Below are 12,487 nucleotides of genomic sequence, written 5' to 3'. Positions count from 1 at the left end.
GTGAAACAATCGTTTTAAATTATTGCAAGTGGTATCCATATCCGTGCATCATATCCCGGAGCGGCCTTGTCTATTTCGAAAGTGCCGCGCAAAGCATGGATACGGGTATCAATGCTCTTCTGACCAATGCCCCGGTGATTGTCCTGCGCACCGCTGATTCCTTTCCCGTTATCCATGTAGCGACAGGTGAGGGATTCATCGGAAAGATCAAAACAAATGCATGCCGAAGTAGCTCCGGCGTGCTTCAGGGTATTATTGATCAATTCCATTACAATGCGGTAAACGCTCAATGCCACTACATTCGGAATCCGTTGCTGCGGTATATCTCCGGATAACGTAATGCTTATATTACCTGTTATCGCCACCTGATCCGTTATTGCCCTCAATGCCTCCACAAGCCCGAACGCTTCCAGTTGCGGGGGCATAAGGCGGTGACTGATGTTGCGCATATTTTTCAATGCCACTTCCGACAGATGACGCAGGTTGCCTACATCCGCAACCGCAGGCAGACGCGCATCTCCCACCCTACGCTCCATTATTGCGAGATTCATCCGGATAATAGAAAGAACGGCTCCCAGTTCATCGTGCAAATCCTGAGCAATACGTTTCCTCTCTTCTTCCTGTGCTTCAATATTGCCACGCAACAACTCGCGCTGATGCACTGTATTCAGTGTTACCTCTCTGAGTTGCTGCTGCAGCAGATTTTTCTGGAAATTGGCATAAAGCAACAGAACACCGATACCTACAGCGAAAATGACCACTGCAAATGTGATCAGTGCATGGACAAATGCAGCATCCCGGATCGTTTCCATAAACCGACTAAAAAACAAGAGTTCATAACAATAGAAAAAAGCGCATGGAAAGCCCAGGTAAACCTGCTCAATGCAAGCGGAAAACAAAACAGGATCGTATCTCCGAAGTAAAATATCAGCAGACAGGAAACATGGTAGATAAAAAGTCCTGAATTGATCCAACTGATGCTGCTTTTGTCGGGTATAGGTATGCCGCTTGCAGTATTGTTCAGCAAGAACGCAAAAGTGTACAGGGATAACAGGATGATGAGCATGGATTCCAGCACCAATGCATATGAGTTGAAGCGGAATATTTGCTGAACAAAAAGAGAATTGACAACGGTGAATACCAAAAAAACCGCGGTAACATAACGGATGATGCGGCTACGAATCTGCCCCTCCAGTACGCTCCGGTAAAACCGGCTTAGGCAGGGGAAACCCAGCAATACATAAAGATGCAGCAGCGGCATATTGTTCTTACCGGCCATCCAGAATAGTAAAGACACAAAATGAACGAATCCGGATAAAAAAATATAGTTGCAAAACTGCTTTAACGGCCTGCCGCATCGGGGAGTCAGACTTATCGCGCAAATTACGGTAGCCAAAACAGGCAGATCAGATAATAAGATGAAAAATCGCTGAGCGGTCACGATGTTTATTATTGCTTTTGCATCAGCGGACTGCTCATATCGCAGGTGCTGGGACAGGGTGTATTCAGGTCAAGCACATATTGCGTACGGATACCGGTTGGACCCGGCTGCACCGGTACTCCATGTCCTTCACTATTCAACAGGTAATCCTGACCCGCATTGATATTGGGCGGACTCAGTTCAGCACCCTTTACCGGCACGACAAACAGCTTAAACTGATGTTCCGGATTGTAACCCATGTACACACGTACATGCTTAAAAGTGCAGCTATTTGAATCATAAGGCAAGCCCAGCGCGCTAACCAAGTCAATGGCACGAATGGTAAACGCTTTTGCCGGAGGCGCATCACCATGAAAATGTGCCATGCAAAGGCTGTCGAATGCTGCAATATCTCTGCAAGCTGAATCAGCCGGATACAGTACGTCTTCGATCTCAGGATCGTAGGCTACGGAAAGATGTTCCGGTTTCCTCTCTTTCGCACACGAACAAATAGTGATGAGCGCTGCAATACACACAATGGAGTAACCAGTTAATTTCATATTTTTTTATTTAATAGATTGAAATACAAGATAATTATTTGATTAGAATTCAGTGCATATAGAAGATGACCAAAGGTAAAAAGAAAATGATTTTTTTAAAAATCTGCTTTTGGCCACCTGTATTACAGGTATTTCTACCTGGGAGCCTCGCAAAAGCGGTGATAAATACCTGTTTTCAAAAACGCATATTTATCCTCTTTTGCGCTAAGCAGTTAAGTGCAACTTTTGTGCTATCAAACTGCGCGCATTTGATCGCCGAGGCAGCATTCCGAACGACGATGCTTCCGAAGCAAAATTCCTGACTGCACAGGCACTTAAAGCAGGAGGCATAACCCGAAAAGCCTTAAAAAGAGTAGGGATAACCACATAAAGCAATTCATATGGCTTGGGGAGCAATTACGATCACCTTCGATCCGACAGGGTATCATCAGAACTACAAAAGAAGAAACGTGGACACACATGTAGAACTGAATACACTGATCGGCGACGCGGTACAGGATTCCGTTACGAGAATCAGAAATAACGGTTACGCGGGAAATATTATTGTCGATCGCAATAATGACCAGCAAGGGGTTCCTGATCCGGGTCCGAACTACCGCGAGATCTAAGCGCAAACGTGCCATTAACGGTACGTGATGTACAACAGAAAGGCGGTATCCGAAAAGCCTGAACAGAGTAGGAATTATTTTTTAAAACACATATCATGGAAAATCCAGGTTTAGTGTCGATGGCGCAGCAGTTTTCAGGTCTGCCTATCGATTCATTAATTGCAGGCCCCTTGCTTGCAACGGCTAAGGCCAACGCAAATATGGCCTTTACACAAACACAATTCCTGTTGGACACCTGCTTCAACAAAAACGTAACAGGCTCCGGCGACAAGACGGTAACGAACTACACGCCGATTATGATTCAGATGGAGCTGATCAGGGGTGTGCTTACACCGGGAACACCTGCCGGCCCTAACGGCACTCCCCCAGCTAAGTCCACCAACATCCAGAGTGTATCGACCGTTTTCAACCTCCCGCTGATGACCATCATGCCGCTGAACTCTCTTGCGGTGGACAACCTTGACGTGGATTTTGAAATGGAGGTTAAGTCCAGCGCTGGTGAGGAACAAACAGACACCTCCAGCACTGAGAAGTCGGCACAGGTAGGCTTTGAAGCAAAAGCCGGCTGGGGGCCGTTTTCAGTCACTATCCATGGGAACGCCAGCTACGACTCGAAAGAATCATCCACTCACAGCAATCACTATTCCAGAAGCAATTCTGCGAAATACACGATTAAAGTGCATGCGGGACAATTGCCTTTACCATTGGGAGTAACAACTATCATCGATGCTTACGCCAAAAACGTAACACCTATTGAAATGCCTGTAACGGCAAGCAATTCAGGAGGAGATTCCGGAAAATAACGTCTGCATCAGGCTTTGCTCATAATAGCTTCGGGGCCGTAAAAAGTCCCGAAGCCTATTTTCCAAACCATTAAAATCAGATCATGGAAAATAATAATCAAAACTATAGTCATCAGGCGCTTTCCATTGAAAAGCTGATGGCTGCGCCCTTCATAGCAGCAGCAGATGCTAATGCAAAAATGGCAAGAGAACAGGCTAAATTTCTGATGGATACCTGCTTTGAACAGAACGGAGATTCGTTCCGGCCCAAAATGGTAAGCCTCTCGATGACCAGATCATCTGCAAACAATGGCGGTAAAGAAGATACTTTACAATTTGAACTTCCGCTGATCACCATTATTCCGTTCAATTCGCTTTGCATCACAGACATGTCGATGAAATTCGATATGGAAATTGTTGCGTATACGGGCAGCAACGCAACGCCGGAAAAAGATGATCAGGGAAAAGAAAAATGCACCCTGCATGGCAATATCAGCTATGATTCCAAAGAAAACGGCGCTGCATCGAAAAGACGCCAGTCAAAAATGTCTGTAGAAATAAACGGGGGGACCATCCCTCTTCCTCCCGGCCTCACCACTCTTATAGATTTTTATTCCAAAAACATTAAAACTTCCTGAAAATGATCGCTGAACAAAAAATGGCCTGTCCCTCCTGTAATTCGGACATCTTTTTTTCCATACCGCTGCTGATTGCAGGAGCCAGTTTTACCTGTACTCATTGCAGTGCGCATGTAAAGCTGGCGGGATCAAGCGCCCCGGATGTAAAGGCCTCTTACGACAAATATCTTGAACTGAAAAAGAATGCTCTCGCTAAAAACTAAGCGCTATGATACAATTCGACAAATTAATGGAGGCCATTTATAATGCGACCACCATTGCTAACTCCAGCCTGGTAGACGGTCACAATGACATCATGCAGACATATTTCGATCAGAATAAGCAGGACGGAAGTTATACGGCGAAAACCGTTTCGCTGAACTACCCTGTAAAAACCAAAGACAATACGATCGAAACGGCACGGGTGGAAGTGCCGCTGATAACTGTAGTGCCTATTTCAGCTACCCGGATAGACGAACTGAGGTTTACAACAAATCTGGAAATCTCACTGGATGCAGACGAATTGCTGGTGAGCTTTTGCAGTGAGGAAGAAGCCGACGGAAAAGGGTTGTTTGCAAAAAAGCGCAAGTCGTCTTTTGCCAAAGTGGAATTGGTGCTCAAACCCACTGAGGGTACGGAAGGTCTGCGCAGCATCATTGAAGGATATGAAAAAGTATTGCGGGCTCAGATACCCGGATAAAATTGTAAATCATTTGTAAACACTCCAGATTATGAACTTTCTATCAAAATCAGTATTGGCGTTCCTGGTCTGCCTTTCGGGCGCTCTGATTGTCTTATTTGTGAAGCTGGAACGAAATTTCCGGGCACAACAGACAATGCATGCAACACTGACGGGCAAATTAGACGATATCAAAAATGTGTTTGAATCGGGACGGCAACCCTCACCCGATCTTCCGGAATCACATTTGTACGGGTTGGATATTTCGCATTGGGACGGAGATATTGTCAATGAAATTCCCGCGCTGGATCATATTTCCTTTCTGATCTGCAAAGCCACACAAGGGAAAAGCGGTGTGGACCCCGACTTTGCAGATAATTGGACAATGATCAGACAGAAAGGCGCTTTGCGCGGAGCATATCATTTTTACCTGTATGCAGACAACCCTGTTGAGCAGGCGATCCATTTCTGCAACACCGTAGGTCCGCTGGAGCAGAACGATATTCCGCTCGTACTGGATGTAGAGGAACTGAGCCTGCCCCGCGAAGGTGTCAACAAACATAAACTACAGGAAGATGTAGATCAGTTTCTGACAGAAGTAGAGCGCAGGATTAAACGAAAGCCGATTATTTACATGGATTACGCATTCGCGAATAAATATTTTGACGATGAACGTTATGCAGCGTACCCTTTGTGGCTGGCCGAATACTCCGGGAGCATTCGGCCGCAAATACCCGATGCCTGGAAAAAAGCAGGTTGCATGATCTGGCAGAAAAGCGATAAGTATAATGTGAATTCTGTCAGCACCGACTTTGATGTTTTTGAAGGCGTGGAGGCAGATATATTAAATCCAAAATCTGAAAACAGAACGGAGACAAGGCTATTACAATACCCATAATAATCTGCCTGCATGAAGCAGGTTTTATATAAAGAAGCCTTTCCGCATATGCCGGGAGGCTTTTATTTTGCTTGTGGAAATTATTGAAACGCAGATTATCTGATGTTCATGAAAATCAGGCCTAAAACAAAAAAGCCTTTCAGCTGTTCACTGAAAGGCTTTGTGGTCTTTTAGTAGCGAGATCGGGAATTGAACCCGAGACCTCAGGGTTATGAATCCTGCGATTATTGGTTTTATATGGCTTAATATGTTTTGAAATGGCTTATTTTACTGCATTATTGAAAAACTACAAATCGTATTGAAGCATGAAAAACCGATAAATGTTGTACCATTGTTGTACCAAAATTTGTAACTTTACCTTATAAATCCCTCGGTATGGCTACAGTAAAAATCGTTCTCAGAGCAAGAACGAATAAAGACGGCACACAGCCGCTTGCAATACGGATAACTCAGGACCGAAAAGCTTCCTTTATACATTTGGACAAAAATATTTTTGCCAAGGATTGGGACGCGATCGCTGGAAAGGTCAAGAAATCTCACCCAAATGCAACCCAGTTAAATCACTTTCTTGCCAAGAAATATTGGGAGGCTCAGGAAAAATCTTTGGAAGTCGAAACAAACAAAGATGAAGTAACCTCGGTGGCCGTAAAGCAAAAAATCAAACCTAAAGGAGGAAAAACATTCTTTAGTCAAGCTGACCTTTATTTAAAAAGTCTTGAGACGGCAGGCAAATACAATCGATTTGTCGCGGACGCTCCAAGAGTGAAACATTTCCGGGAGTTTCTTGATGGAAGAGATATTTCATTCTCCGACATTACAGTCCCACTGCTAAAAAGGTTCCGGGCTTATTTACAGGGCGAGCGTAAAGTAAAAGAACGGACTATTATCAACCATCTGGTTGTTATTCGTACAGTATTCAACCAAGCGATACAAGACGGGATAACTGACCCTAAGTACTACCCTTTCGGAAAGGACAAAGTTTCGATAAAGTTTCCGGAATCCATCAAGATCGGTCTCAGTGCCGAAGATGTACGGGCAATCGAGGCGCTTGACTATTCAGACAACGGTCGGCTCGATCATGCCCGTAATGTGTGGCTACTAGCTTTCTATTTTGCTGGTATGCGTGCCGCTGATGTATTACTGCTCAAGAAGTCAGATTTCAAAAACAATCGCCTATTCTACGCGATGGAGAAAAATGACAAAGGTGGTTCGCTGAAAATCCCCGATAAAGCACAAGCCATTATTTCAAAATATACAGTCAGGACTGCAAATAGCGAACATAATCTATTGTTCCCAGATCTAGAAGCTGTACCTGATCTTAACGATCTTTACACCGTACAACGGAAAACTTCTTATGCTGTAAAAAATATTGACAAAGCGCTGAGAAGTGTTGCCGCCGATGCTGGCATTAAACACAAATTGACGATGCATATTGCTCGCCATACTTTCGGGAACCTTTCCGGAGATAAAATACCTATTCAGATGCTACAGAAACTTTATCGCCATTCCAATGTTTCTACCACAATCGGTTATCAATCCAACTTTATCCACAAAGATGCCGATGAAGCCCTAGATGCGGTGATAAATACAACAAATTAACTGTTGAGGCTATCGAATTTAAACTCGTGAGTTTCATCTCGATAATTGATATTAATATTCAATGGTTCATTGGGGAATGCTTCTCGTACTCCTTTTATGACGCCCTCAAGTGATGTTGCGGCTGTAACAAAATGTAGACCTAACGCTACGAAAATTTCATGATCGGTTTTAGGAATCGATCCGTTTAAATTTATAGAACCGTCTAAAACTTTCTCTATTCCTTCATCAATAATTTGATGATGAATTTTAGTCAATTTTGACACTAATTCTTGAGGTAATCCGTCTATAAAGACTTTTCTAAGTTTACTTGCTTCCATGATTTATATTTTGAACTAAGGTAGGCAGCAGCTCCTTATCTAGAAAAAATAGTTATTCATATTGATTGTGGACAAACACGATTCAATCACATTTTTTGTTCAAGGCCGCTTAGTTTTGGAATATTTTGAAGGCGAGCTGCCCGACGTGGTCCCGAGAAACTGTAGACGCAGAAAGGAAAGAGCTAATAAAGGCACTTAAAGCATTCGTTACAGTTTTACTATGTTATCAAAATTTTGGATACTTAATGAAGAAATATCTAATTCCTTTGGAAGGATTAGCTTAAATTTTTTGCTTTCTGGATTATTCAAATAATTCTCAACAACCTCCTTCTTCTGATTAATTATTGATTGAAGCAATACTAAGTAAGGTGAGAGATTTTTAATTTTCGTCCCTCGCCCCATTGTCGTTTCACTGTTAATAATACTTCAGGCTTCGAATAACTTGATCTCAAGGTTGAGCAATAATTCCTTCGTATTCTTGCAAAGACGCACCAGATCCAATGGTAGATCGTCTTTTGTAAAAAGATCCCGGTAAAACTTGAGAATCTTTTTATACTCGCTCGTGTCCTTATTATCTTTAGAAACCTCAGGCAGATTAATCAAATTATTTACACCACTAATTGTTACCTCAGCCTGTTCTAGCACTGCTTTTATTTGAAACGCAATCCGTTCTTTCGACCAATTAATTTCATCAGATTTGTAAATCAAATCATGTGTAGCTAGTGTCCACGCATGCTGAATAAATGTCTTAATCTGTATTTCGAAAGGTATTTTAGCAATCGGTTCCTCTGGCATATTCTCCGGTTGCTTTAATGTGCAATAAAGCCGTAAATCATCAAATTGAAAAGATGACGGCTCTTTATGGGTAAACTTTGGATTTCTTGGCTTTTGATCAACAATATTGAATTTAGAGCGAACTAAAGCTTTTGCCTTATTTATCTGCTCCAAATTATCAACGACAATCGTACAAGCAAAAAAATCTTCTAAAGCTTTAGAATTGACAAAACGACCTGTCTCAAGCTTTAAAGCGAAGCTCTCCAACTGCTTTAATCTACTAAAATAGTGCCAATTATCTCTTTTTAATGAAATGAGCAAATCATCAACTCGCTTTTTTAAAACCGAGTTAATTTCCTTTTGCTCTTCATAAATGGCCTCTATGGACTGAATTACCTTCATGCTATTGAAGAATGGTTTCCAGTGCCCTCAATCTTGCAGTCCTTTGAGGCAACTCCGTACTGGCTCCTTTGGAATTTCTGAAGTACGAAAACTGAGCGAGATTATCATTTGGTTCAACGTCCTCCGGGGCTTTCGCGTTTACAAAATTATCTACTACATGCATAAATGTCAGATATCTTGCGGCCAACTCTTCGATTGTTGGTAGGTTATCCAAATTAAATGCAATAAGCGCCCACAACGTGTATAGATTATTTGCTGTTTTACCATAGGCATCTACACATTGGTTGAAATTATTCATTTCCATTAGGACCTGTTTGATATCTTCCTTTTTCACGATATAGGATTCGACATCAAAACCCTCATCCAATTGATATTCTTCCTCCAATTCATCTATAGTGTCATATTTGGCATACATAGCATCCAAGTAGTCCTGACTAAAACCCACTATCTTATTTTCAATAACAATTAAAAGCAGTTCAGATACGAACTGAATGTTTCGCATTCGCTTTTCTTTAGCCCTTGTGGTAACTTTTAAATCCCACCAAAACTTTGTATCGCTCTCGGTTTCTGCTTCAGTGATAAACCATCCGTCATATTTCGCGTGACGTAATTCCTGTGGCTGTAAATTTTTTGAGTTTCTATTAACTCGATCGAATACCTCTTCTATGTTTGTACCTACGATGCTGTCAATGAAATCAACAACAAGAACATAATCCCAAAATTTACGCTTATGTTCGGTATCCAGATCTCTAAACTTTTTGCCATTTAAGTTTTCGTCACCAAAATCACTGCTAATCGCTATTTTGCTATCTGCGAATGATAGTATTGTCTCTAAGCGTTGTTTGCCATCCACAACATGATACATGGCAAATCCACTATCATTGATTTCTCTATGTACAAAAATTGGTGGTGCAGGATAATTTCTAAAAATCGTGTCTAAAAAAAATCTTCGATCTTTCGGGGTCCAAACGCTTTTGCGTTGATAAGGAGGATCAAGGTCAAGTTGACCGTTTCGGTTCATATCTAAGAACCATGTGATATGCTGTGGAGTAGGCTGTCTTTTCATTTTCTTATCTGTGCGGTTACGAATTTATGTTTCATACGGACCGAGAAATCTAACACCATTAAAGTGTATCAAATGCGTTGGTGCATCCGCACACCAAACTTCTGTTTCCCAAGCTATAGAACCTAAGTAGGGAGCCATTACACGACGTGATGGGAAGGCGGTCACATAAACCAACGGAGCCGATGACTGCTTAAATAGTTTGCGAAGTTCCTCATGACGCTTACCGTCAACGGGACCATGACTAGTAACAGATTCAATCAATAGTAACCAGTTCTTCTCGGGATAAAACAGTACAACATCTGGCATTTTACCATGAGATTCGATATTGACGCCAAGCCTTGAAAGTAATTCCTCGTCAAAATATCCCCATTTATCCCCTGTATCGCCAGCGTAGACAAGTTGCCCTTCCGGCACGAAACGCGAAGCAAACTCCTCTATGATAGCTTTAATCAATAAGCTATGTTCGCCAGGACTAAGCTTTATATCTTTTCCGTTTGCCAAGTGAACGGGGATTTGCAACATTTTTCTCTCATTTGCGTATCGAGCTCTTAATGTTTCAATGGAAGCTAGATGAACTTCCAGCATTCTATCCCATTCCTTCGTACCAAACGACTTTAAGAGTTCAAGTACTGAAGGTTCGATCTGATAAACAGTCTTAGGGCTATTAACGGGTCGATCTGGTTTATCAGGATTTAGAAGTGCAAGTCCAGCATCAACCATTTGGTGCATAGAAAAACGACGAAAAGTCTCGCGTGTATTAGGCGCATATGTTTTCGCATAAACATCCCTTGCAAAATCCATCATAGGAGTAATTCCAATCAACGGAGACTGGCTTTCATTCCAGCTTTGATCAGGATGTAAATTGAGCAGTGCTAATAAGCAAAGCGCAGTTCTTTCATTATGCTGCTCTCTGGGAAGCCCGAGCGATTTTAATATTTCAATTGCGTTATTTATATTGCTCATAGGATGATCTCAATTTTCTCGTCAATAAGCTTCTGATCAAATAAAGGTAAAGATTTGGCCCATTTTCCTAGATCTTTCAAAACATTGAGCGAGGGATAGCGCATTTGTTTTAAATCAGTTGCATTGACCTGCGTATGACCGTTAAAACTACGAAAGTAGGTATCAACAAAGGATGAATTTAGATATGCAGCTAAACCATAAGCAAGATCTTCAGAAATGCCAGACTTCTTATGATGAAAGACATTAAGGTGATTTTCAATACCAACGAAAGATGAATCAAGCATCTCTGGATTAATGACCCTTGCAACAACTCTTTGCTTTTCCTCTTTAGAAGAAAAGCGCTTAACAACGGTGTAATATCCCGATGGATACAGCATTTTCTTTGTTGCTTCGTTTAACACAATCGCATTAGGTTTTTTACCATTCTTCGGCCAATCAATTTCCTTACAATTAAAGTGACTGGGGTACAATAATGGCACCGTGTCACTATTAGGTTCATGAGAAATAAAATCTCTCACTCTAAAATCTACTACTGGTCCTGTAGAGATCGATATTCCGAGATCCTCAAGTGTATGAATAACTAATTTTGAACTTTCTAATTCACACTGATTTTCCTCAGGTATATGAATAAAAATCTCGTCGTCGTTCGACTTAATAACCTGATTAAAGGGAACAGAATAAGACCTCAAGTCATTGAAGGTGTCATCTGTAGATTTCGAAATCAATACATTCCCCTGTGAGGCCCCTTTTACTAAGTGAATAACAATATTCTCCTGCAGAACAGCATCATCTTTAAATGCTCTGTCACGAGAGTCGAATAAGTGAATTTGTCTTATCGATGTATTACCAACAATCAACTTCCGGAACCCTTTATAATAATTCCCATTACAAAAGCTTCTCGGAATAATTGCAACTAACTCTCCTTTTTCTTTGAGAAGATGAATACTTAAGCCAACAAAAGCCGAATATAAATTTACGGTTTCAAAACCAATTGAACTTAATAGCTTCCTATGTCTGGACTGACTATTTATCTTCTTATACGGCGGGTTCAAAATGGCATGTGAAAAATTACAGACTTGATTATCAGCTATCATTTTGACAGCAATCTCTATAAAATCACCATGATTTAGCATCGAGTTTAAAGAGCAATTGATTTCTTTGAAAACGCTGCTGTACAAATTAATTATTTTATCATAGTATGGGAGCAATACAGGATCTATCTCAAATGCGCTAATTTTTACAGGGGCTTTTCCCCATGGCTCATGATTGATAAGTCTATCCAAAAATGCAGCAGTTAACGAACCTGCGCCTGCACCTGCATCTAACAAATGAATTGGGCTAGAGTTAACTTCAAAAAGTGATGCAAGGAATTTTGCGGTTGAGGACGGAGTCATAAATTGACCTAACGCTCCCCTAGTCGAAGCATTAAGCTGAGCTGTTGCTTCCTTTCTATTTTTATCAACTAGTGTAAGCATGGTCCGGATTCTCCCTTTATTAAATGCGGTAAAAATAAACCATAATCCACACTTATACTTTAAGAGTTAAAAGTGGGTACGACTATACCGCAAAACTTTGATTTTGTAAAATTTAATGCGCATTTCAGCTTAACTGATATCGAAGATTAATTTGCATTCTATTTTAACGAATAAGCAGAACGTTATACGTTAAAACCACCATTTTTATATAGAAATTTTCAGCAATTGCTCGAAAGCGTAAATTAATCGTCTAAAACTTGTTTACATACATACGAAGGTATGTGTGTGAACAAAAGCCGTCTTATTTTTTCCATTTTTTGAGCGATT

Annotated in this window: 15 protein-coding genes and 1 tRNA gene; 7 read left to right on the top strand and 9 right to left on the bottom strand. The window is 41.3% G+C overall.

Going from position 1 to position 12,487, the window contains the following annotated elements; all coding sequences use genetic code 11:
• Window positions 1-14: 14 nt before the first annotated feature.
• The 3 genes from ABD846_RS13125 to ABD846_RS13115 all read right to left on the bottom strand — a co-directional run bounded on the left by ABD846_RS13125 (window position 15) and on the right by ABD846_RS13115 (window position 1,980).
• Window positions 15-812, bottom strand: a complete 798-nt coding sequence (locus ABD846_RS13125) for a sensor histidine kinase (RefSeq protein WP_344827870.1) — start codon at window positions 810-812, stop codon at window positions 15-17.
• Window positions 773-1,297, bottom strand: coding sequence for a hypothetical protein (locus ABD846_RS13120; protein WP_344827867.1), 525 nt, complete (start codon window positions 1,295-1,297; stop codon window positions 773-775). Before ABD846_RS13120 ends, ABD846_RS13125 begins: the two co-directional genes overlap by 40 nt.
• Window positions 1,298-1,449: 152 nt before the next feature.
• The gene (locus ABD846_RS13115) at window positions 1,450-1,980 is read right to left on the bottom strand and encodes a hypothetical protein (RefSeq protein WP_344827865.1); all 531 of its coding nucleotides are present in this window, start codon (window positions 1,978-1,980) and stop codon (window positions 1,450-1,452) included.
• Between the two features lie 380 nt (window positions 1,981-2,360).
• Between ABD846_RS13115 and ABD846_RS13110 the strand changes: the two genes are divergently transcribed.
• The 6 genes from ABD846_RS13110 to ABD846_RS13085 all read left to right on the top strand — a co-directional run bounded on the left by ABD846_RS13110 (window position 2,361) and on the right by ABD846_RS13085 (window position 5,564).
• On the top strand, window positions 2,361-2,588 hold the full coding sequence (locus ABD846_RS13110; RefSeq protein WP_344827862.1) for a hypothetical protein: 228 nt from the start codon (window positions 2,361-2,363) through the stop codon (window positions 2,586-2,588).
• 95 nt (window positions 2,589-2,683) lie between these two features.
• Window positions 2,684-3,391, top strand: coding sequence for a DUF2589 domain-containing protein (locus ABD846_RS13105; protein WP_344827859.1), 708 nt, complete (start codon window positions 2,684-2,686; stop codon window positions 3,389-3,391).
• An 83-nt stretch (window positions 3,392-3,474) separates the two neighbouring features.
• Window positions 3,475-4,008 carry a DUF2589 domain-containing protein gene (locus tag ABD846_RS13100; RefSeq protein WP_344827856.1) on the top strand — a complete coding sequence of 178 codons (534 nt, stop codon included), beginning with the start codon at window positions 3,475-3,477 and terminating at the stop codon, window positions 4,006-4,008.
• A gap of 2 nt (window positions 4,009-4,010) precedes the next feature.
• Window positions 4,011-4,211, top strand: a complete 201-nt coding sequence (locus tag ABD846_RS13095) for a hypothetical protein (protein ID WP_344827853.1) — start codon at window positions 4,011-4,013, stop codon at window positions 4,209-4,211.
• A gap of 5 nt (window positions 4,212-4,216) precedes the next feature.
• A complete protein-coding gene (locus ABD846_RS13090) occupies window positions 4,217-4,687 on the top strand; it encodes a DUF2589 domain-containing protein (RefSeq protein WP_344827850.1) in 471 nt (156 codons plus the stop codon).
• Window positions 4,688-4,718: 31 nt separating this feature from the next.
• Window positions 4,719-5,564, top strand: a complete 846-nt coding sequence (locus ABD846_RS13085) for a GH25 family lysozyme (RefSeq protein WP_344827847.1) — start codon at window positions 4,719-4,721, stop codon at window positions 5,562-5,564.
• A 174-nt stretch (window positions 5,565-5,738) separates the two neighbouring features.
• Here the strand turns inward: ABD846_RS13085 and ABD846_RS13080 are convergent.
• Window positions 5,739-5,807 (bottom strand) — tRNA-Leu (locus tag ABD846_RS13080).
• Window positions 5,808-5,939: 132 nt separating this feature from the next.
• On the opposite strand from ABD846_RS13080, the gene ABD846_RS13075 reads away from it, so the two are divergent.
• Window positions 5,940-7,163, top strand: coding sequence for a phage integrase SAM-like domain-containing protein (locus ABD846_RS13075; RefSeq protein WP_344827844.1), 1,224 nt, complete (start codon window positions 5,940-5,942; stop codon window positions 7,161-7,163).
• On the opposite strand, the gene ABD846_RS13070 is transcribed toward ABD846_RS13075, so the two are convergent.
• From ABD846_RS13070 to ABD846_RS13050, 5 genes are all read right to left on the bottom strand, one after another.
• Complete coding sequence (locus ABD846_RS13070; protein ID WP_344827841.1) at window positions 7,160-7,480, bottom strand: hypothetical protein; 321 nt, start codon at window positions 7,478-7,480, stop codon at window positions 7,160-7,162. The genes ABD846_RS13075 and ABD846_RS13070 overlap by 4 nt on opposite strands.
• A gap of 426 nt (window positions 7,481-7,906) precedes the next feature.
• Window positions 7,907-8,656, bottom strand: a complete 750-nt coding sequence (locus ABD846_RS13065; RefSeq protein WP_344827839.1) for a nucleotidyltransferase family protein — start codon at window positions 8,654-8,656, stop codon at window positions 7,907-7,909.
• Between the two features lies 1 nt (window position 8,657).
• Window positions 8,658-9,722, bottom strand: coding sequence for a GmrSD restriction endonuclease domain-containing protein (locus tag ABD846_RS13060; RefSeq protein ID WP_344827838.1), 1,065 nt, complete (start codon window positions 9,720-9,722; stop codon window positions 8,658-8,660).
• 24 nt (window positions 9,723-9,746) lie between these two features.
• The gene (locus ABD846_RS13055) at window positions 9,747-10,685 is read right to left on the bottom strand and encodes a BsuBI/PstI family type II restriction endonuclease (protein WP_344827835.1); all 939 of its coding nucleotides are present in this window, start codon (window positions 10,683-10,685) and stop codon (window positions 9,747-9,749) included.
• On the bottom strand, window positions 10,682-12,160 hold the full coding sequence (locus ABD846_RS13050; RefSeq protein WP_344827832.1) for an Eco57I restriction-modification methylase domain-containing protein: 1,479 nt from the start codon (window positions 12,158-12,160) through the stop codon (window positions 10,682-10,684). The genes ABD846_RS13055 and ABD846_RS13050 overlap by 4 nt, the downstream gene beginning before the upstream one ends.
• Window positions 12,161-12,487: the final 327 nt, after the last annotated feature.

The organism is Rurimicrobium arvi, assembly GCF_039540495.1.
Taxonomy (GTDB): Bacteria; Bacteroidota; Bacteroidia; order Chitinophagales; family Chitinophagaceae; genus Rurimicrobium; species Rurimicrobium arvi.
This window is presented reverse-complemented; position numbering and strand designations above follow the sequence as displayed.